The organism is Bifidobacterium colobi (genome assembly GCF_018555455.1).
Classification (GTDB): Bacteria; Actinomycetota; Actinomycetes; order Actinomycetales; family Bifidobacteriaceae; genus Bifidobacterium; species Bifidobacterium colobi.
In genome coordinates, this window is record NZ_JAFEJU010000012.1 from 1 (window position 1) to 22159 (window position 22159).

15 protein-coding genes are annotated in these 22159 nt (G+C 60.1%); 12 read left to right on the forward strand and 3 right to left on the reverse strand.

Annotated features, from left to right (window positions below; all coding sequences use genetic code 11):
• Positions 1-775 precede the first annotated feature (775 nt).
• The 5 genes from dcd to JS530_RS10440 all read left to right on the forward strand — a co-directional run bounded on the left by dcd (position 776) and on the right by JS530_RS10440 (position 6518).
• A complete protein-coding gene (gene dcd, locus JS530_RS10420; RefSeq protein WP_214377090.1) occupies positions 776-1357 on the forward strand; it encodes a dCTP deaminase in 582 nt (193 codons plus the stop codon).
• Positions 1358-1410: 53 nt separating this feature from the next.
• Positions 1411-3279: an FIVAR domain-containing protein gene (locus tag JS530_RS10425; RefSeq protein ID WP_214377091.1), complete on the forward strand. Its 1869-nt coding sequence runs from the start codon at positions 1411-1413 to the stop codon at positions 3277-3279.
• A gap of 405 nt (positions 3280-3684) precedes the next feature.
• Entirely contained in the window at positions 3685-4614 is a 930-nt protein-coding gene (locus tag JS530_RS10430) for a hypothetical protein (RefSeq protein WP_214377092.1), read from the forward strand.
• 154 nt (positions 4615-4768) lie between these two features.
• A complete protein-coding gene (locus tag JS530_RS10435; RefSeq protein ID WP_214377093.1) occupies positions 4769-5605 on the forward strand; it encodes an alpha/beta hydrolase in 837 nt (278 codons plus the stop codon).
• A gap of 10 nt (positions 5606-5615) precedes the next feature.
• Positions 5616-6518, forward strand: coding sequence for a sulfite exporter TauE/SafE family protein (locus JS530_RS10440; protein ID WP_342590078.1), 903 nt, complete (start codon positions 5616-5618; stop codon positions 6516-6518).
• 6 nt (positions 6519-6524) lie between these two features.
• Here the strand turns inward: JS530_RS10440 and JS530_RS10445 are convergent, their stop codons facing one another.
• A complete protein-coding gene (locus tag JS530_RS10445) occupies positions 6525-8597 on the reverse strand; it encodes a Na+/H+ antiporter (protein ID WP_214377094.1) in 2073 nt (690 codons plus the stop codon).
• 147 nt (positions 8598-8744) lie between these two features.
• On the opposite strand from JS530_RS10445, the gene JS530_RS10450 reads away from it, so the two are divergent.
• The gene (locus tag JS530_RS10450; RefSeq protein ID WP_214377095.1) at positions 8745-9332 is read left to right on the forward strand and encodes a nucleoside deaminase; all 588 of its coding nucleotides are present in this window, start codon (positions 8745-8747) and stop codon (positions 9330-9332) included.
• Between the two features lie 324 nt (positions 9333-9656).
• The gene (locus JS530_RS10455; protein WP_214377096.1) at positions 9657-12068 is read left to right on the forward strand and encodes an alpha-galactosidase; all 2412 of its coding nucleotides are present in this window, start codon (positions 9657-9659) and stop codon (positions 12066-12068) included.
• 324 nt (positions 12069-12392) lie between these two features.
• Here JS530_RS10455 and JS530_RS10460 read toward each other — a convergent pair whose 3' ends face one another.
• Positions 12393-13607 (reverse strand): ROK family protein, encoded by a 1215-nt coding sequence (locus JS530_RS10460; RefSeq protein ID WP_214377097.1) that lies wholly within the window; start codon positions 13605-13607, stop codon positions 12393-12395.
• Positions 13608-13785: 178 nt separating this feature from the next.
• On the opposite strand from JS530_RS10460, the gene JS530_RS10465 reads away from it, so the two are divergent.
• From JS530_RS10465 to ilvA, 5 genes are all read left to right on the forward strand, one after another.
• Positions 13786-15075 (forward strand): ABC transporter substrate-binding protein, encoded by a 1290-nt coding sequence (locus JS530_RS10465; RefSeq protein WP_214377098.1) that lies wholly within the window; start codon positions 13786-13788, stop codon positions 15073-15075.
• Positions 15076-15097: 22 nt separating this feature from the next.
• A complete protein-coding gene (locus JS530_RS10470) occupies positions 15098-16069 on the forward strand; it encodes a carbohydrate ABC transporter permease (protein ID WP_214377099.1) in 972 nt (323 codons plus the stop codon).
• Between the two features lie 22 nt (positions 16070-16091).
• Entirely contained in the window at positions 16092-16964 is an 873-nt protein-coding gene (locus tag JS530_RS10475) for a carbohydrate ABC transporter permease (protein ID WP_214377100.1), read from the forward strand.
• Between the two features lie 376 nt (positions 16965-17340).
• Complete coding sequence (locus JS530_RS10480) at positions 17341-19161, forward strand: glycoside hydrolase family 13 protein (protein ID WP_214377101.1); 1821 nt, start codon at positions 17341-17343, stop codon at positions 19159-19161.
• A gap of 264 nt (positions 19162-19425) precedes the next feature.
• Complete coding sequence (gene ilvA, locus JS530_RS10485) at positions 19426-20691, forward strand: threonine ammonia-lyase (protein ID WP_214377102.1); 1266 nt, start codon at positions 19426-19428, stop codon at positions 20689-20691.
• A 352-nt stretch (positions 20692-21043) separates the two neighbouring features.
• Here the strand turns inward: ilvA and JS530_RS10490 are convergent, their stop codons facing one another.
• A complete protein-coding gene (locus JS530_RS10490; RefSeq protein ID WP_214377103.1) occupies positions 21044-21808 on the reverse strand; it encodes a Sir2 family NAD-dependent protein deacetylase in 765 nt (254 codons plus the stop codon).
• Positions 21809-22159 lie beyond the last annotated feature (351 nt).

The window sequence follows — 22159 nt, forward strand, 5'->3', positions numbered from 1 at the left end:
GCCCACGCCTTAGACAACGCAATCGTCAACGCCATCGAAATCCATGAAATCGATAAACAGCAACCACGCCACGCGAAATCTCGGCCATTCTGACCGACCTAAAACACCACAAAAGTTCCTATAACCCGGCAAAAAAGAACCCCGGCGGGGTGTCCGCCGGGGAGAGAAAGGAGAGAGAGAAGAAGAAAGGGGTTCAATTTTCGGGAACTGCTGCTGTTCCTGATCAGCTTTCCGCTGACATCTCTTATATAACCAGCTGATTCTGTGTCTAACTCTGAAGTTTTCTGAAAATACCCTGAAAGTCCTGCGGGGTGGGGTTGCTGCCTTATGTGGTGGGGCTTGCTGGCTGCCGTGGTATGGGGTTGCTGCCTTATGTGACGGAGCTGCTGGTCGCGTGTGACGGGTTTGCTTGGCTGTGCGTCTGGCTTGCTGGCTGCCGTGGGGCCGGGCTGCCGAGGGTTGCCGCATAGCGTCGTCGCTAGGCGGACCAACAGCTACTGGGGTGCCATCTGATTGGGATGATGAATTCTGCCCGAAGCGCTCTACCCGGGCGTCGATTGACAACTGCTGGGTGCTGGCCGACTACCGCTTGATGCAGTTATCGGCCTCTCAACACCGCGGTACGCATCTCTCAACACCGCGGCACACATCGTTCCATGCCAAGCTCCATGCCAAGCTCCATGCCAGGCTCCATGCCAGCGCTGAACCCTGCACCTTGGCTTGTTTCCGCACTGGGCTAAACTAAAACCCAGTATTTGACATTCAAGGAGTTTCTATGCTGCTCTCCGATCGCGATATTCTTGCCGCCCAGGCCGAGGGTCATATCGCCCTCGATCCCTGGACCCCAGAAATGGTGCAGCCCGCATCGATCGACGTGCGTTTGGACCGCTATTTCCGACTGTTCAACAACCACGCCTACACCTACGTGGATCCGGCGGAAAACCAGGGCGCGCTGACCGAACAGTTCGAAGTGGGGCCCGATGAACCGTGGATTCTGCATCCCGGTGAATTCGCCCTCGGCTCCACGTGGGAATACGTGAAGCTTGACCCCACCATCGCCGCGCGACTGGAAGGCAAAAGCTCACTGGGACGCCTCGGCATCCTCACCCACTCCACCGCAGGCTTCATCGACCCCGGTTTCGAAGGTCATATCACGCTTGAGCTGTCCAACGTTTCCACGCTGCCGGTCAAACTGTGGCCGGGCATGAAAATCGGCCAGATGTGCTTCTTCCAGCTGAGCTCGCCAGCCGAGCATCCGTATGGTTCCGCTGGCACCGGCTCGCATTATCAGGGTCAGCGTGGCCCGACGCCGAGCCGTTCGTATGAAAACTTCTATCGCGCTCACATCGACGACTGATCGTCCGCTGAGTCCCAAGTTATAGTCGGCGCACACGCGCCCAAGGAGATGTAATGACTAATAGTGATGGTGGCTACGATTTCGATTTCCAGAATCATGCCAAGCCAGTGCGCCCAATAGTGCCGCAGACTTCTGACCAGCCCGGTCAGTTCGCTCAACCTGCAGTCCAGCCGACTGCTCAGCCGGCTCAGCCTGCACAGCCTGCACAGTTCGCTCAGCCGGCAGCGCCGCAGTTTGCACAACCGACTGCGACTCCGACTGACGCTCCCGCGTTCGCTCAGCCGGCAGCTCAGCAGTATGCGCAGCCGACTGCACAGCCCGCAGCTTCTGCGCAGCCTGCTGCACCGGCACAGTATGCTCAGCCTGCACCGCAGCAGTTCGCAGCCACCACGCCCGCGCAATTTGCCCAGCCGGCAGCGCCGCAGCAGCCGTCCATGGCCCCTGCGATTGATGAGCAGCCGGTGGCCGCAGCTCCCGGTCAGCAGCAGTATGTGTGGGATCAAGCCACCCAGAGCTTCCGTCCGGTCGCGCCGACCGCAGCTCAGCCGACTGTGACTCCGGCCCAGCCGACTGCCGCTCAGCCCGCGCAGCAGTTCGCAGCGCAGCCCGCCCAGCCGCAGTCCTTCACCGACGAAGTGGGCCAGGCAACACAAGCCTTCAATCCTCTCCAGCCTGAGGCTCCGACTACCGCAGTGCCGCAGGCCAACAGTGCCGCAGTGCCGACGACTGCTGTGCCGACGACTGCTGTGCCGCAGAACGCGGCGCAAACCATCGCGTACAGCCCCGAATGGCCGCTGGGGGAGATGGGCGCAACGTCAACGACTGCAGCGACTACCGCAGTGCCAGCCGCAACTGCAGCGACTACCGCCATCCCGCAGTCCGCCACCACTCCCGCTGCGGAACCCCTTGCCACTCCAGCCGACGCGGAAGCCACGCAGGTCTTCCAGCCGATGCCGGGCGGCGGTCCGGCCAAGCTCGCCGGCACCGAAGAGCCGGCTGAAGCGTTGCCGCCGGCCATCACGCCTCTGGAATCTGTGGCCGATGAAGACGAAAGCGGCGAGGAGCCGGGTCGTCACAATGGCGGCGAAAACAAGAAAGACAAGCGCAAGATTGCAATCATCGCCGGCGTGGCAGCGCTTGTGGTTGTGCTGATCGTGGGCGGACTGGTCTGGTGGCACGGCAACAGCAGCAAGGTCAGCCAGGCTGCCGCACTGGTGGAATGCAAGGCCGTGGCCAAGCAGTACGATTCCGCCAAAACCAAGCTTGCCGCCGCCGTGACCAAGGGCCAGTCCACCGTGCAGTCCTCCAGCAGCGAGGTGGCGGACAGCACCACCATCGATACGCTGAACACCGCGATCTCCGCCGGTCAGGAAAACAAGGCCGACACCAGCAGTTGCGATTCCAGCCTGTCCGCAGACAAGCTCAAGCAGCAGATCAAGGACATGCAGGGCAACATCGACACCGTGTCCGACCAGACCGACGCCATCAACAATGCGATCAAGGCCGTGAACTCCTCCAAGAAGACCGCGGACACCGAGTCGCTGAAGTCGAACCTGAGCTCCGCCATCTCCCAGGCGCAGGGAACGCTGAACAATTCGGCGGGCAATGTGGCCGACGAGAACACGCGCACCGCACTGCAGAAGGCCATCACCGACGCCAACAATGTGATGGGTAAGTCCAACCCGTCCGAATCCGAGGTGAACAACGCGATTTCCGCACTGCAGAAGGCTGAGAGCGATGTGAACGCGTCGATGCAGTCCAAGCAGACGAGTGACGCCAACGCCAAGGCTCAGCAGGAAGCCCAGCAGAAGCAGCAGGAGTCGCAGAGCAACAGCGGCCAGAGCACCGACAACAACACCGGTACCACCACGGACCCGAACCAGGGTACTCCTGACAACAGCACTAGCGGCGGCCAGCAGTGAGCCAATTCGCTGAGCTAGTCCACTGCTAGTCCACTGCTAGCTCACTGGATTGGCTGAGTTCGCTGAGCTCGCCCACTGCTAGTCCGCAGCACATCTGATATGCCTGCCCGGCCTTGATTGAAGACAAGGCCGGGCAGGCATTTTGTTTGTGCGGTGTGACTGTGCGTTGAAGTGTGACTGTGCAGTGCTGTGCGATGTGACTGTGCAGGGTGGTGCGACTCTACGGTGCGCGACTGTGCAGTGCGACTGTGCAGTGCTGTGCTATGCAGTTTTGCTGCGCAACGCACACTGCACTACGTAGTCATGACTTGCGCCTGACAAAGCTGCGCCATCATCCCCGCGGACGACTGTGAGCACGCCCGGCCGGCGGTATACTGGCAACAAAGTCGGCAGAGGGGCGTGCTTATGAGCAACAACAACGAGGATTACGACTTCTTCGAAGGCGAGGAATACTCCGAGCCGATTCCAGACCGTCGTGGTGCCGGAGCGCGTGGCGGACGCGGATCGGGCTACGCGGGCAGTGCTGCCGGAGTCCACTCCACCGGCCGGCGAGCCACCAAGCTCAAGATCGATAGCCCCGCATCCAAAGTGCTGCGGCGACTGGCGCTCGCCACCGGTTTGCTCGCCGTAGTTGCCGGCGCATCATCAGCCACCCACGAAATCGCGCCTTACGCCATACCTTTCCTGACCAAGGTTCCCGGCCGCTATATCGCCGCAACCGCAGCAGTCCTGATCGGCATCACGTTAATGTTCGTCATCGGGGCACGCGCCACCATGCCGCGCAACTCCACGCACGGCGGTGTAGGCGGTGGCGGCATCGTCACCATCGTATTGGCCAGCGCCTGCCTCGTGGTGGGCGTGGCGGTCGGCGTACTGTTCCCGAAAGGCCTGATTCTGCCAGACACCGACAAAGCACCGGTCGACAGCGCCGTACAGATGGAGCAAGGCATCGAACAGGTGGCCGGTAAATGCGAGGGCGGCTGGATCGGACTCGACACCGGCGGCATTCCGGGCGTGAGCACCGTGCAGATGTGCGCCAAGCCGCGCGTCGCATTCGTCTCCTTCGAATCCGAGACCATGGCATCGGTGGGCATGGCTCCGATCCAAAGCAAAATCAGCGAACTGCTGGACCAATACTCGGATAATGCGAACGCACAAGGCGACTGGAAGCTGCTGACCGGCAAGCGTTGGATGGTGTTCGGCGAATCCAACAACATCAGCGCATTGCAGCAGCAGTGGGGCGGCGACATCGTAGCCATTCCCGGAACCGGCGAGGGCAGCGATAGCAGCAGTGCCGATGCCAGTACCGACGGCAGTACAACAACCGCCGGCTGAGCCGTCAGCTGATTTATCAACTGAGTCGCTGAGCCGCCAGCTGAGTCGCCAACTGATTTATCAACTGAGCGGCTGCAATCACCCAACTCAATGTGACCTATTTCATGAGCATGCGCGAGCGTGCTCGGCGCGGAACCCTTTACCATAGTCAGGTATGAGCAACGAAGCGAATGGGAATGGGCCTGCGGCCGAGTATGAGCCTGCGAATGATTCTTCGCGCAATACTGCCTCCGAATCATCTGCATACAGCGCTGCCCCGCACATCGGTCGCGCATCCACCACAGTACCGGGGCATTTCGGCGACCCGCTGACCGTGACGCATACGGTCACATCGCGCGGTGGACTCGACCAGCATCCCACGCATCCGCTGTTCCTCTGCCTGCACGGCTGGGGCTCCAACGAGCAGGAGATGGCGGATATCATGCGCCTGATCGCCCCCTACAATGACTTCGCGGCACTGCGCGGGCCGCTCACCTTGGCCGAGCCGCCGCACCCTGATTCGCGCGAACCCGGCAATTTCGCATGGCTGCACGACTGCCTGCCCGTCGGCGAGGATCTGGATTATGACGCCTACGCCGCAGCCCGCGCGGTGGACGACTGGGTGTCCGCCAACATTCCGGCCGACCGCGCTGTGGTGCCGCTCGGCTTCTCCCAAGGTGGACTGGTCGCCGTGCATCTGCTGCGTCTCAACCCCGAACGCTACCGCGCGGTCATCAGCCTGTCCGGTTTCAATGCGCCCGGCGGCGTGCCCGGTACTGCGCCTGCGGACGATCGCCTCGCCGACCTGGACATTCCGGTCTTCTACACGTATGGCAAAAACGACGGCGTGATTCCCAAGTACGAGCTGTTCGCCACGGCCGCCTGGCTGGAGGAGCATACGTGGCTCAAAACCAAGAGCTACCACGGGCTCGACCACAACGTGAGCCTTGAGGAATTCGCCGATTTGCGCCAATGGCTTCTGGACAACGACATCACCTCCGGCGTGCTGTAGGCCTACACTGGTGGCCGTGAATACAGCACCCAGCACCTCCTCCAGCACCACACCCGTCGCTAGCGACACTTCGGCCGTAGCATCCACATCGAACACTTCGGCATCCGCGCAGGTTTCCGCTCAGGCTGACGAGAACCATCTCGATGAGTCGCCGCGCGGACTGGTGATTATGGCCGTGGTCGGTGTGGCGGTCGGCGTGCTGTCCGGCATGTTCGGCATTGGCGGCGGCACGGTGATTGTACCGGCGCTGGTCTGGCTGGGATTGACGCAGCGTCACGCGGCGGCCACATCGATGATGGCGATTGTGCCCACCGCGGTCTCCGGCGTGATCTCCTACGCCGTGGAAGGCGATGTGGATTGGATTGTGGCCGGCATCGTGTTCGCCGGCATGCTCGTGGGCGGTCAGATTGGTTCGTGGCTGCTGTCCAAACTGCCGGAAGTGGTGTTGCGCTGGGCGTTCGTGCTGTTTCTGCTGTTTGTGATTGTGAATCAGGCGATGTCGAATCCTTCGCGCGATTCGCATATTGTGCTTTCGCCGGGTGTGATTGTTGGGTTGATCGCCTTCGGCGTGATTGCGGGTATTCTGGCCGGGCTGCTCGGCATTGGCGGTGGCGCGATCTGCGTGCCGGCATTGTCGATTCTGTTTGGTGCGAGTGATTTGATTGCGCGCGGCACGTCGTTATTGGCGATGTTTCCGAACGCGATCACCACGTCGGTGGCGAACGTGCGCAGACATATGGTGCATGTGAAGGCCGCGGTGATTATCGGCGTGGTGGCGTCCTTGACCGCGCCGCTCGGCACATGGATTGCCGCTGCGGTAACGCCGCGCACCGGTGCCATCCTGTTCACCGTATACCTGTGCGTGCTGCTCGTCCGCTCCTTCTGGGTGGCCCTCAAAGCCACCAAGCGGTGATGTAAGTTAGATGCCGGAATCGGCATCTACCTGCATGACGTAGATATTCCGCCTCAACGTTCTGGCTTGCGCGCGATTGATGTCGCCGGCTTCGAGCATGTCCTGAATCACGCCCAGTTCAATACCGTAGCTTTCACGCTTCACCTCTTCGACCTGCGTAATCATCGCAGCCGTGCCGCTCACATTCGGACGAGCCTGCAGTGAAGCCTCAGCGCGACGGTAATCCAACAGCAGTGCCGAGCAGTGCTCGGTGTTGTAGGTGTCGTTGCCCATCTCATCGACCAAACGATCGATCACATGGTGAATCGCCTCCACCTGCAGTTCGCGCGTACGGGCGAAAATCTGATCCTCGCTCACCAGCGGAGTCGTGCGGCGAATCTTGGAAATCGTACGCTTGGCATAATTGCGGGCGCGACGCTGCAGCATGCGCGCACGGCCGCGAATCTGCGACACCGCATGTCCGGACGTTGGATCGGAAGCCGTATGGCGCAGCGTGTTCATAATCTGATCGAGCATGCGCTCGCAGGCTTCCTCATTCAGCTCCTGAGTCGCCGCATCGGCAGCCGGAGTCGCCTTGATCTGCGCCAATCGATCGCGCACGAATTCCTTCTCCCAGTGCAGCGCTTCGATCTGCAACCGTTCCAATCCTTGCGGATCCACGTCGCCGATGCGCTGCTGCAATCGGGCGATGCGCTTGGTGTACAGGTCGATCACCATCAGCACCGCGCGGCGATTCTCCGGCGTGATACGGCCGGTCAGTTCTTCCACCGTGTTGCGCAGCACCTCAACCGTAATCGGAATCATTTCCGCGCTCGGATCCTTGCCGCGGTTCGGCGCGAGCAGTGGCAGCAGGAAGTTCGCGAGCAGCAGCGTCACGATAATCACACCCGAGGCGATGAAAATCAGCTCGTCACGCATCGGGAAGTCCGCGCCACCCGCAATCGAATACGGGATCGTGAACATCAACGACAACGTAATCGTGCCCTTCGGCCCGCCGAAAGTCATCACTGCCGCCGAACGCCAACGTTCGAGCGTCATCTTACGGCGTTTGCCGGTGTTCACATCGCGCGCGAGGCGCAGCATGCCGGCTACCCAAATAAAGCGCAGCACAATCACCACCGCAGTCACCAGCAGAATAATGCCGATTAGCAGCGTGTTATTGATGTACGGGTCCGACCAGCTGGCGGTCATTGCGCGCGGCAGCTGCATACCCAACAGAATGAACACGGCACCGTTCAGCGAGAAGCTCAGCACGCCCCACACCGAGGTCGACACAATGTTCGTGCGCGCCACGTTCGGGCCTACGCCCGTGCGGTCGAAGCGGATGAACAAGCCGGCGGCCACCACGGCCAGAATGCCGGACACATGGAATTCCTCGGCGCCCAAGTACAGCAGGAACGGCAGGAACAATTCCATCAGAATGCGCGTGGTCGTGGTCTCCCAGCCGAGCGACCGCACGGTTTCAAACACCCAGTTGGCGATGGCCGCCACAATCAGACCGAACAGTGTGCCGCCGAAGAACGAAACCGCGAACTCGCCCGCCGCTTGGCCCACGGCGAACTTGCCGGTGAACGCGGCCGCCAGTGCGAACTGGAAGCCCACGATGCCGGACGCGTCGTTGAACAGCGACTCGCCCTTCAATACGCCACGCTGACGTTGCGACAGCGACGCTTCCTTGCCGAGCGAGCTGACCGCCACCGCATCGGTCGGGCCGAGTGCCGCGCCGAGCGCCAACGCCGAAGCCAGCGAAATCACCGGCCAGACGGCGTGCAGAATAAAGCCCACGGCCACCATCGTTGCAATCGCCAGTCCAATGGCCAACGAAAGGCTGAGTTTCAGCGTTTTCAGCAGAGCGGACTTATCAATCTCATGCGCTTCTAAATACAGCAACGGTGCGATGAACAGCACCATGAACAGCTCCGGGTTGAGCTGCGCGTCCGGGAAAAACGGCAGATACGCCACGAGCACACCGAGCGCGATCTGCACCAGCGGCGTGGAGACACGCGGAATGAAGCGGCTGGCAAACGAACTCACTACCACCGCCGCGATAATGCATAGGATGAGTTCGAATACTGCCATGACCGTCCTCTCTTCTCTGCCGGGCTACAGCCAAAGTATAGAAAACCCATTGCTACAACGCGTTAAGCCGTGCGCCGAAGTGCAGGTAGGTAGACTCGCAGTATGACTGTGAACGTGGCGACTGCAAATGGGGCATATGAGCAAGCAATGCGGCAGGCGATCGCGCTGGCCCGGCGTGCCGCGGCGGCCGGCGATGTGCCGGTTGGCGCAGTGGTGCTGGATGATTCCGGCGCGATAATCGGCCGCGGCTACAACACGCGCGAAACCCACGGCGATCCGCTGGCCCATGCCGAAATACTGGCGATGCGCGAGGCTGCGCAGTACCGCGCGCGGCAAAACGCTGTGGGAGATTCCGCAGCAGTGCCCGGTGCTGCAGCCGGTTCCATGGAAACTGATTTGGTGGGTTGCGATGCCGCAGCTGGCGCGGGAGCCGGTTCGCTAGCCGGTTCCGTTGCGCAGACACTCCCGGCAGCCTCGCCGGCGCGCGCCTGGAATCTCGCCGACTGCACCTTGGTAGTCACTCTTGAACCTTGCCCGATGTGCGCTGGTGCGTGCATCCAAACCCACATCGGCACGATCGTGTTTGGCGCATGGGATGCCAAACTTGGCGCGTGCGGCTCAGTGTGGGACATTCCGCGCGACCCGCACATCGGCCACGCGCCCGAAGTGCACGGCGGCATCCTTGAGGGCGACTGCCAAGCCATCCTCACCGACTTCTTCGCAGCCCGTCGCTGACGCTCTACTTCTCTACAGCGTGGCATCCCCTGCATGGTGTGGTAAATTCCACATGGTGTGGTTACGTAAAATGGCGGAATTCCGCGGTTTTGGCATAATGGGGCCGGATTGGTTAACCACATTGTGGGAGGATGGCCACACCATGTGGAAGATGGCCACACCATGTGGAACTTGCGCGTTGGCGTAGTGCATCAAATACTTACTTGACTCAGCCAACACGCGGCATCGAGTCAACATATTCGATTCTTCCTACCATCGAATCAGCAGTAACAATCACCAACCAATCCACAGTCCACACATCCACGTCAAAGGAGACACACGACTATGGCCAAGAACGAACCGTTGACTTTCACCGGTACAGCCGCGGACGGCACTCGACTCACTGCCGTCTACCTCGCCCAGCCTGCCGCCAATGTGGCACTCGGCTTGATTGTTGCGGGCGACGAGCTGCCGCGCATCGTGCACTGGGGTCGCCCGCTCGCCAATCCGGAAACCCTGCTTGACTCGTATGATGCGCTGAAGCCGCAGCGTGTTTCCGGTGCGCTCGACAACACCGCGTGGCCGTCCGTGCTGCCCACCCAGTCCGAAAGCTGGATTGGTGAGCCGCGCGTGGTGTTGCGTCGCGCCGGCATTGAACTGTTCCCCAAGTTCACCGTGACCAATATTGAGGCGGACGGTATGCTCGACGCGTCGCTCGACGCAGTCAGTGCCGAAAGCTATACGGACGTGACCGGTCACACTCGTGCCACGGGTCCGGCTCGTGTGCCGGGCGTGGTGGTCAGCGCCGAAGATAAGGAGAATGGCATCGCCCTCGAATGGCGACTGGAGCTGATGGACGGCGGCCTGGCTCGTCAGAAGGCGACCGTCATTAACTTGGGTGCTCCGGAAGGTGCTCCGGCAGGTGCTGCGGAAGATGCTCCGGCAGGTGCTGCATCTGCCGCGTCTGCCGCCGATCCGACTGCCGCAGTCAGCCTTGCCAACCTCGAAGTTGGAAAAATCGAACTTGGATTCCCTGTGCCCGAGCTGGCCGGCGAAATCCTCACCACCACCGGCCACCATCTGCGCGAACGCAGCCCGCAGCGCCAGCCGCTGACCATCGGACGATTCGAGAAGCCACAGCTTGCCGGCCGTCCGGACTTCGACGCATCCCTGCTGCTCACCGCCGGCGTACCCGGCTTCGGTTTCGAACATGGCGAAGCCTACTCAGTGCACGTGGGCTGGAGCGGCAATTCCGTGCTCTCCGCCGAGCGACTGCCGTACACGCAGGGCATTATCGGCGGCGGCGAGCTTCTGTTCGGCGGCGAAGTGACGCTCGTTCCGCAGGGCGCCGGTGAAGGCGAGGGGCGCGATGCCCAAAGCTCCTATGCAACGCCGTGGCTGTTCGGCTCGTTCGGCGATGGTTTGAACGAGATCGCCGCACGCTTCCACGCGTATGTGCGCTCCCGTCATCCGCGCCTGTTCTCGCACGGCCGCCCGGTGATTTTGAACACGTGGGAAGCCGTCTACTTCGACCACAACTTCGACACGCTGGCCGCGCTCGCCGACAAGGCCGCAGCGTCTGGCGTGGAACGATTCGTGGTGGACGACGGCTGGTTTGGCTCCCGCCGCGACGACACTTCCGGTCTCGGTGACTGGCAGATCTCCCAGGACGTGTGGCCGGATGGCGACAAGTCGCTGAAGGCGCTTGCCGACTACGTGCATGGCAAGGGCATGCAGTTCGGCCTGTGGTTCGAGCCGGAAATGGTGAACATTGATTCCGAAGTGGTGCGTGCGCATCCCGATTGGATTCTTTCGCCCACCGCCGGCCGTCTGCCGATGCAGGGCCGTAGCCAGCAGGTGCTCGACCTGACGAATCCGGCGGCGTTCGACTATGTGTTCGGCGCGATGGATGCGCTGGTCGGTGAGCTGAAGATCGACTACATCAAGTGGGATCACAACAAACTCGTCACCGAGCCGGGGTCGCGCTACTCCGGCCGTCCAGCCGTGCACGCGCAAACCTTGGCCGTGTATGAGATTTTCAAGGGATTGAAGCGCAATCATCCGGGACTTGAAATCGAAAGCTGCTCGTCCGGCGGCGGTCGCGTGGATCTTGGCATTCTGGAATACGCCGACCGTATCTGGGCGTCCGACTGCGTGGATCCGGTGGAGCGCGCGGACATTCAGCGCTACACGTCGCTGCTGGTGCCGCCGGCCATGATGGGCGAACATGTGGGTGCCAGCCCGGCGCACTCCACGCAGCGCGCCACCAGTCAGGAACTGCGCATGGCGATGGCGTTCTTCGGTCACATGGGCATCGAATGGAATCTCTTGAAGGAGCCAGAGGATGCGCTCGCCAAGCTGGCCGTGTGGGTTGCCGAGTTCAAGAAGCACCGCGACTGGTTCGCCATCGACACCTGCGTGCACGCGGATGCCAACGATCCGGCCGTGCGCGTGGACGGTATGGTGATGCCGAGCAGAGACGCGGCAATCTACCGCTTCACCCAGCTGACCACGGGTCAGACCTATCCGGCCGCTCCGGTGCGTTTGCCCGGTCTTGACCCCGATCGCCGCTACCGCGTGAGCCCGCTCGACCCGAGTCTCGACCTGACCGGTCTCGGCAATGGTCAGAGCACGCTCGGCTGGTGGAATGAGGAAGGCGTGGTGATGACCGGCGAAGCCCTGCAGCGCTACGGCATCCGCCCACCGTCCCTGCACCCCCAGCAGGCCGTCCTGTTCAAGGCCGTGGCGTTAAGCTGACAATTCGGTGGATTGTCATCAGCCGCAGCCCGAGTGAGACGATAGCCGAATGAGGGTATGTTGAGTCTCACCTGTAGTGAGTCTCGCGTGTAGTGAGTCTCGCCTGTAGCGAGTCCGTAATTGCAGGACCGTAGCCGTTGACTGACGGATTTTTAACACTGACTGACGGTTTTATAACGAAATATGTTATAAATCCGTCAGTCGATGTGGGAAATCCGTCAGTGAATGTGGGAAATCCGTCAGTCAAGTGGGGATGTCGGCTCATACGGGTCACCATACGGGTCACATAGATCTCACGCCGGCCGCATAGAGGCGGAAGTATCCTTACCCGATGTGCTTCACGATGACGCGGCTGGCAGCGGCTTTGGCCCACAGCTGCCAGTCGTGGTTCACTATCGTGAACTTCACCGGCTGTGTTTGACTATGCCGGTAGTACCGGATGCCATCGCGCAGCGAATCCGTGCCAAGTTTCGCCAAAAACGCGGATTCGCCGGCAATCATCACATGCCCCGGCATGGCGATGTTCGCCACCATCGCCACTAAAGCACCCAAACGGAAGCAGGTGCGGTTCACCAACTGCGTCGCCTGCGGCACTCGGGCGCGAGCATCACGCGCAAAGTCAGCAAACGTCACCGGCTTGCCCACAATCGCGGAATACTGTTCGGCAATCGAATCATCAGTCAAGCATTGCGAACAGCCGATATGCCCACTCACACAGCGCGGCCCCTCCGGATCAACCAGCACATGACCCACCAGACCATAGCTTTTATCCGGATAACTCACCGGCTCACCATGCACGGCCAGCGAATAGCCCACGCCAATGCCAATGGTCACCACGGCGAACATATCCAAACCAACACCCGGGCCAAACCATGAGGCATCCACCAGCAGCGAATCAATATCATTGAAGACCCCGCACGGCAGACCGGCCGCGGCACTCACCATCGCCCCCAGATCCGTAGGCCCCTCCCAGTGCAGGAATGGCGCGAATGTCACCACGGAATCATCCACCACATGACCGCCCACGGCCACGCCGACCGCAGTAGGGGAGGGCAGGCCGGCGGCTGCGACATCGTCCGAGCAGGCGGCAGTCAGCTGGGCAATCGCAGTCGCTACATATTCAGGCGACTGGTCGTCGGCAATAGGCAGCTCATGGCGGCCGGACACCACCTCGCCATGCGCGTTCACCGCAGCCGAAACAATCGAAGTACCGTGCACTTTCACGCCGACGAACGTGCGCGCATTCGAGCACAACACCAGCGAAGTCTGCGGGCGGCCGCGCCTATCCGAGCTTTCCTTCGGCGTGAATCGTTCCGGCAGCTTGCCGGTCACGCCAGCGGTGGCGCTCGCCGGCAGCTCCTCAATCACTCCGGCATAAATCAGATCACTGGTGATGCGGGAGAGTGCACCTTGACTCAATCCCAGCATTTGCGCCAACGTGGTGCGCGCGATCGGACCATACTGCGCCACGGCTGCAGCTACGCGATGTGTGTGTTCGGAACCGGAAAACCATTGAGGAATCGCATTGGAATCAGCCAATTCATGCCCCTTTGCGAATAATTAATTGCGTTAATCACAAAATAGCGCGTTTTTACTTGCGCGCGCAAGCAGGCACGCTGACGTTGGGAATGAAAACCCAAAATCGTTACCTTTGAATGTGGAGGAATTACCGCTGGCATTGGGGCTGGCGGTGGAAGGAAAGACAAAGGAGTCAGCAATGCTGTCAGATTCCCTGTACCCAACTTCCAGACTGAAGCGTTTAGGTGTGCGCGTGGCCGCAACGGTGTGCGCGCTCGCTGTGGGCTTCGGCCTGGCCGGCTGCGGTTCAAGCACCGCAGGAACCGTCACTCTCGACTTCTTCCAGTTCAAGTCCGAGGCCGCAGACACGTTCAAGGCCATCGTGCAGGACTTCGAGAAGCAGAACCCGACCATCAAGGTCAACATCAACAACTCCGCCAATGCTCAGACCGATCTGCGCACCCGCTTCGTGAAGAACCGCGTGCCGGACGTCATCACCTTTAACGGCGACATCAGCTTCGGCATGTTCGCCGCATCCGGCGTGTTCTACGATTTCACCGACGAGCCGATTGTGGACGAGCTCAACCCCGGCATGGTGAACATCGCCAAGAACCTCGTGCAGACCACCGACCCGGCCAAGAAGCGCCTGTACGGTCTGCCGTTCGCCGGCAACGCCTCCGGTTACATCTACAACAAGGACCTGTTCAAGCAGGTTGGTCTCGACCCGGAGAACCCGCCGACCACGTGGAGCGAATTCACCGACATGCTCAACACGTTCAAGGCCGCCGGCATCAACCCGCTGCAGGGCTCCGTGGCCGATGCTTGGACCACGCAGGCTCCGCTTGCCTCGCTCGCCGGCACGCTGGTTCCCGAATCCAAGTACACCGAGCTGAAGCAAGGCAAGACCACCTTCCAGGAGCTGTGGAAGACCACGGTTGAGAAGGAAGCCGAACTGTTCACCTACTCCACCGAAGACACCGGCGTCACCTATCAGCAGGGTACGCAGAGCTTCGCGCAGGGCAAGGCTGCGATTATTCCGCTCGGCACTTACGCGATTCCGCAGATCCTGCTCATCAACAAAGACATCAACCTGGGCTTTGCGCAGATGCCGGCCACCGATGATGCCAGCGAGCAGATCTTGACCGCCGGCGACGACGTGATGCTCACCATCGGCGCCAACACCAAGCACAAGGCCGAGGCGATGAAGCTCGTGGAATTCATGATGCAGAAGGAGCAGCTGGATTCCTACGCCGATGCCCAGTCCGCCATCACCCCGCTCAAGGACACCTACTTCGGCAATTCCGCGCTGGAGACCGTGCGCCCGTTCTTCGAGGAGAACCGACTGGCCGACTTCTGCGACCATTACATCCCCTCGTCCATCAACATCGGCGGCTACCTGCAGACCATGGTCACCTCCGGCAACACCGACCGGTTCCTGAACCAGATGCAAACCGAATGGGACAAGGTCCAAGCCAGGACCTTCGAGTGACGAGTAGGAGAGGAGAGTAATCATGTCTAACGCAACCGCCGCAAAGCCCGCCGCCAAGCCGGCCGCTCAGTCGGCCGCCAGTGCCGCCGCCAAGGCCAGCAAGCCCGCCAAAAAGAAGGTCGATGCCTTCTCCAAGCGCAAGGTTGACCCGGCCTATTATTGGATGGCCGTGCCCGCCGCAATCATCTTCGCCTTCTTCCTGTACCTGCCGTTCGTGGACGGCGTGAAGTACTCCTTCACCAACTCCCAAGGCTACGGCGACTACAAGTTCATTGGTTTCAAGAACTACATCGCCCTGTTCCAAGACAATCGCGTAGGCCACGCCTACCTGTTCACGCTGCTCATCGCCATCGCCATCACTGTGCTCATCAACGTGATCGCGCTGTTCCTTTCGGTGCTGCTGAACTCCAAGATTGCCTTCAAGAACGGCTTCCGCGCGATCTTCTTCGTGCCCTACACCCTCTCCGTTCTGGTCATCGGCTACGTGTTCAAATACATCTTCATGAACCCGCTGCCCGAACTCGGCAAGGCGCTCGGCATCGAATGGCTGTCCACCTCGCTCTTGACCAATGAAGAGCTGAGCTGGATTCCGATCGTCTTCCTCGCCGTCTGGCAGGGCGTGGCCTACTCCGTGCTGATCTACCTCGCCGGTCTGCAGACCATCGACGATGAGATCTATGAGGCCGCAGCCATCGACGGCGTGAACGCTTGGCAGAAGTTCTGGAAGATCACCTTCCCGCTGATCGGCCCGTTCTTCACCATCAACCTTGTGCTCTCCATGAAGAATGCGCTCGGCACATTCGATCAGGTGGTGGCATTGACCGACGGCGGCCCGAACTCGGCTACCGAAACGGTCACCTACCTCATCTGGAAGGGTGGCTTGACCGGTGGCGAATACGCCTACCAGACCGCCAACGCCGTGCTCTTCTTCATCGTTCTGGCCATTATCGCCTTCATTCAGCTGCGCATCTCCCGCAGCCAGGAACAGATCTGATTTTCCGGGGAGAGGATTCATTATGACTACTGCAACTGTTAGCTCTTCGGCGAAGTCCGGCGCTGCGCCGGCCAAGTTCCGCAAAGATCACAACATCAACTGGTGGCTGACTGCAGCTGTGGCTGTATTGTCGCTGACGATTTTGGTGCCGTTGTACTTCACCGTGGTCACTGCGCTGAAGACTCCGGCGGAAGCCGGTACGTTTGCACTGCCTACTTCGTGGCAGTGGGGTAACTTCGCCGACGCTTCAGCCAAGGTGAACTATCCGAAGGCCGCACTGAACTCGGCAATCATCACGGTTGCCGCTGTGGTGCTGACGCTGCTGACCAACACGTTCGTGGCGTACGCTGTGGCCCGCAACATGGATAAGCGCTTCTTCCGCTTCCTGTACTACTTCTTCATCGCCGCCATGTTCGTGCCGTTCCCGGTTGTCATGCTGCCGATTGCCAAGCAGATGGGTTCCCTGCACTTGGATAATCAGATTGGTCTGATCATCCTGTACACCGTGCTCGGCTTGGGTACCAACCTGTTCATCGCGACTGGATTCATTCGTTCGATTCCGGTTTCGTTGGAAGAGGCGGCGCGCATCGATGGTGCATCCACGTGGCGCATTTTCTGGACCATCATCTTCCCGCTGATGAGCCCGATTAATGCCACGATTGCCATCCTGACCGCACTGTGGGCGTGGAACGACTTCCTCCTGCCGTTGATCGTGCTCACCGACCAGTCGAACCAGACGATTCCGCTGGCCCAGTACGTCTTCAGCTCGCAGTTCGCCACCAATTACCCGATGGCATTCTCCAGCTACCTGATGGCCATGGCCCCGATCCTCGTAGTCTACATCTTCGCCCAAAAGTGGGTCGTCGGTGGCGTGATGAGAGGCGCCGTAAAGTAAACGGCCCGGTGGGCCGTTTATAGGCGCCTCCGAACGACGGCAGTCGTGAGGCAGGAAATAGCCCGCCGAAGGCGGTCTGCTGAGTTAAGTAATTGCAGCGCGGGCGCTGCAATTACTTAACAGCGCCGAGCGAGACGAGCCGATTAAGAAAACAGCCCGGTGGGCTGTTTTCCGGCTCGGGCGGCCGGTAGGCCGCGTACTCGCGAGGTAACACTGAGTCTCGCCTTAGGCGAGTCCGTAATTGCAGGCCGCGGTCAAAGTAATTACTTTCCGGCACGCCAGCCAAACAGCCCGATGGGAATAAAACCATCGGGCTGTTTCAATAATGACCAAGTAGTAATAATCAATGATGATTGTCCACAGAAAGGCAGCAGCGATGACTACCGCACAGCGCACCGCAATCCCCGACTCCATTCGCACCAACGGCGCAACGCCGAACCCGTGGTGGTCGAATGCCGTGGTCTACCAGATTTACCCGCGTTCCTTCCAGGACACTAATGGCGATGGCTTCGGCGATCTGAAGGGCATTACCTCCCGTCTCGACTACCTTGCCGACTTGGGCGTGGACGTGCTGTGGCTCTCCCCGGTCTACAAGTCTCCGCAGGACGATAACGGCTACGACATCTCCGATTATCAGGACATCGACCCGCTGTTTGGCACCTTGGAAGACATGGACGAACTGCTGGCTGAAGCGCATAAGCGCGGCCTCAAGATCGTGATGGATCTGGTGGTGAACCATACTTCCGACGAGCATGCATGGTTCCAGGCTTCCAAGGATAAGAACGACCCGCACGCCGACTGGTACTGGTGGCGTCCGGCCCGTCCGGGGCATGAGCCGGGCACTCCGGGTGCTGAACCAAATCAGTGGGGTTCCTACTTTGGCGGCTCCGCATGGGAGTACAGCCCGGAGCGTGGTGAATACTATCTGCATCAGTTCTCCAAGAAGCAGCCTGATTTGAACTGGGAGAACCCGGCTGTGCGCCGCGCGGTGTACGACATGATGAACTGGTGGCTTGACCGTGGCGTTGACGGCTTCCGTATGGATGTCATCACGCTGATTTCCAAGCGCACGGACGCCAACGGCAAGCTGCCGGGCGAAGCTGGTTCCGAGCTGGAGGATCTGCCGGTGGGCGAGGAAGGCTATTCCAACCCGAACCCGTTCTGCGCGGATGGCCCGCGTCAGGATGAATTCCTGGCTGAAATGCGCCGCGAGGTGTTCGAGGGCCGTGACGGATTCCTCACGGTCGGCGAAGCGCCGGGCATTACCGCTGAGCGCAACGAGCACATCACTAATCCGGTGAACGGCGAACTGGATATGCTGTTCCTGTTCGAGCATGTGGACTTCGACTGCGAAGGCGTCAAGTGGAAGCCGCTGCCGCTTGATCTGCCGGGCTTGAAGCGCATCATGGCCGGCTATCAGACCGCCGTGGCGAATGCCGGTTGGGCGAGCCTGTTCACCGGCAACCATGACCAGCCTCGCGTGGTGTCTCGTTGGGGCGACGATTCCAATGAGACGGACCGCGTCCGTTCCGCCAAGGCGCTGGGCCTTATGCTGCACATGCACCGCGGCACGCCCTACGTGTATCAGGGCGAGGAACTGGGTATGACGAACGCGCACTTCACCCGTCTCGACCAGTATCGTGATCTCGAATCGCTGAACGCTTACCGTCAGCGCGTGGAGGAAGCCAAGGTGCAGACTCCTGAGTCGATGATGGCTGGCATTGCCGCTCGCGGCCGTGACAATTCCCGCACCCCGATGCAGTGGGATGGTTCGAAGTACGCCGGTTTCACTGCGCCGGATGCCGCTACCGAACCGTGGATTTCCGTGAACCCGAACCATGCGGAGATCAACGCGGCCAGCGAATTTGACGATTCGAGCTCCGTCTACTCGTTCTACAAGCAGCTCATCGCACTGCGTCATGAGAAGGCTGTGATTGCCGCTGGCGAGTGGGAGCTGATTGATGCTGACGATGAGCACGTGTACGCGTTCACCCGCACGTTGGGTAAGGATCGCCTGCTGGTGGTAGTGAACATGTCCGGTCGCACGGTGGATTTGCCGCATGATGCCGCCGAACTGGTGGCCACCGGCGTTGCCGAACCGGACGTGGTGATCAGCAACTATGATGCCAGCCACACGGTCGTCTCTTTGGCCAACAATGAGCTGGATCCGTGGGAGGCCGCCGTCATCCAGCTGTAAAGCGGCTCACAGCAATCCGATAAGCCAGCTATCTCCTTTATGAGGGGTTGATTTCCGTTTGTCGGAAGGTCTATCTCCTTTATGAGGGGTTGTATATCGCATAAACCCTGAGTGTGAACGTTGTAATACCAGCGTTTGTACTCAGGGTTTTACGCTATTGGAACCCCTCGTAATGCAGATAGATGTTTCAAAATGCTGAAATCAACCCCTCGTAAGCGAGATTTCCAGTGCCCTTCGACGGTCTGAGGCCTACAATTACCCACTATGGAACAAAAGGACGTTTTGAAAGCGCTGCAACGCGACCACGCAGCGGAACTAAAGCTCGCTGCCAAACGACTCAAGGGCACCGCCCGCCACACGGAAATCATTCCCTCGCCGACGCTGAGCGAAATGACCGGCCATGAAATCCTCCTGAAGCCCGAAAACCTTCAGGTCACCGGTTCGTTCAAGATTCGCGGCGCCTACAACAAGATCGCATCCCTCTCCGAAGAGCAGCTCGCGCGCGGCATTGTCACCGCTTCCGCCGGCAACCACGCTCAGGGTGTGGCCTACGCCGCCCGCGAGCGTGGCGCCAAGGCCACCATCTGCATGCCGCAAATCACTCCACCGCTTAAGGTGGATGCCACCAAGGCGTACGGCGCCGACGTAGTGCTCTACGGCGATGTGTTCGATGAAGCCGCCGCCCACGCCGCCGAACTCGCCAAAACCGAAGGCATGATTTACGTGCCGCCGTTCGACGATTACGAGGTCATCTGCGGCCAGGGCACCATCGGCCTGGAAATCCTCGAAGATGTACCGAACGTCACCGATGTGGTCGTGCCGCTCGGTGGCGGTGGCCTTGGTGCCGGTGTGGCGCTCGCCATTAAGACCTTCAAGCCGGAAGTACGCGTCATCGGCGCTATTCCGGAGGGCAGCCCGGCCTGGAAGAACTCGTTCGCCGCAGGTCGCGTCACCGAAGCCGATCAGGTGGTGACGTCCGCCGAAGGCGTCGCCGTTAAGCATCCGGGCGATCTGCCGTACGCGTTGCTCAACGAATTCCTTGATGATTTGGTCACCGTCACCGAGCGCGACATCAACGAGATGATTCTGCTGATGCTCGAAAAGCACAAGCTGGTGGTTGAGGCCGCCGGTGCCGTGTCGTTGGCTGCGCTCGAGCACTTGAATCTGCGCTCTCGCAAGTTCGCCGCAGCTTCCGGCCCGCACGTGGTGGTGCCGATTATGTCCGGCGGCAATATCGATACGGTGACGATGGGCGCTGTGATTCAGAAGGGTATGATTGCCCGCGGCCGCATTATGAACTTCGAGGTTGAGCTGCCGGATACGCCAGGCCAGCTGGTCAAGGTAGCCACGTTGCTCGCCAAGGAACGCGCAAACGTCATTGCCCTTGATCACGACCAGTTCAAGGCGTCCGGCCACTACACGAATGCGGTGTCGCTGGGTGTCACGGTGGAGACCAACGGTCCGGATCACATCGATCGCATTCTTGCTGCGCTGAAGGAAGCCGGCTTCCAACCCAAGCGCATTTACTAAGCAGTCGGTGTTGCTATACAACCATTGGTGCATAGCGGTGTGACTCGCTCATGAAAAAGCGGCTCTTCTCGAAAGAGAAAAGTCGCTTTTTCCGTATGCGAAGGCTGCGCCAGAGTGAGTTAGATGTGAAAGCTGCATCTTGGCTCCCTCTGATGGGACATTGCCGTGAAGCAAACAGCAGAGCTGTTTGTAGGCAATGTGCGAGACGACAGTCGAGCCAACAAAAGGCGAACGAAGTTCGTCCTTAATTGCTGGACGAACTGTCGAACGCAGTGAGACTGAGGAAGAGAAGTCACATTAGTCAGCCAGCCGAAGGCTGCCCGATACTTCTACTCGGCTGCGGCATTCGCAGCTACTCAGCTGCAGCTTCCGCCGCAATCGTCTCATCCACCAACTTGGGCAGCGCCACCGCGATATCCTCATGAATCAGACGCGTGGCCAGTCGGTCGTACTGCGTGCGTCCCATGTTCATAATGGTGATCGGCACGCCGGCTTGTGCGGCAACCGGTACGATGCTTGCCGCCGGGTACACCTCCAATGTGGAGCCGATAACCCACAGTTCGTCGGCTTTGGTGGCGCGATCATATGACTTTTCCATCGCGCCTTCTGGCAATGCCTCACCGAAATACACCACATCGGTTTTGATGATGCCGTTGCATGGCATATCGCCGCGGTACTTGAGCTTGCGATGGCAATGCGGATCCGGTTCCTCGTCGAGTCGCGCCATAATGTCCGCGGTGTTGTATTTCTGATGGCACTTCATGCAATGCGAGGTGCCGATGGTGCCATGCAGGTTGACGATGACGTCTGGGCTGTTGCCTGCCTTTTCATGCAACGCATCAAAGTTCTGCGTAGCCAGCAGGGTGAGCATGCCCGCTTGCTCAAGCTTGACGAGTGCCTTATGTGCAGCGCCCGGCTGCGCATTCCACACGGGTGACTCTTTCTGCCAGCGCCAGGAGTATTCGCGATCCTCTGTGTTGGTCATGAATAAATCGATGTCGTAGACGCTGGTTTGCTCAGGGTGCTTGGTCCATACGCCGTCAGGTCCGCGGAAGTCAGGGATGCCGGCGGAAGTGGAGATGCCAGCGCCGGTCAGTACAGCAATTTTCTTAGTCATGACTACAGGTATACCCGGGTTCGGTGAACGGTAAGTGATGAATTCAAGCTGCGGTGCCTGCTGAATTGGCGAAAATGTGTCTCATATTTCTGGATGTGTTCAATCTGGGGACATGTTTAGGGCGTATGTTGTGCGTAGCAGGGCTGATTAAGGACTGAAAATGACCCTGTGCGACACGCCGAGGGATGCGCGCTATGGTGCGGTTTTCCCATGGTTCAGCGCGCCCTGATTTGCGTTTGGTTTTGGGTTCGTGTAGGTTATTCATCTGTTGCCGCTCAGCGCGGCGGGCTTCCTTCCTGTGGTTGGTTGGCTGCCTGCTGGTGTGGTGGTGGTTTGAGAACTCAAGAGCGT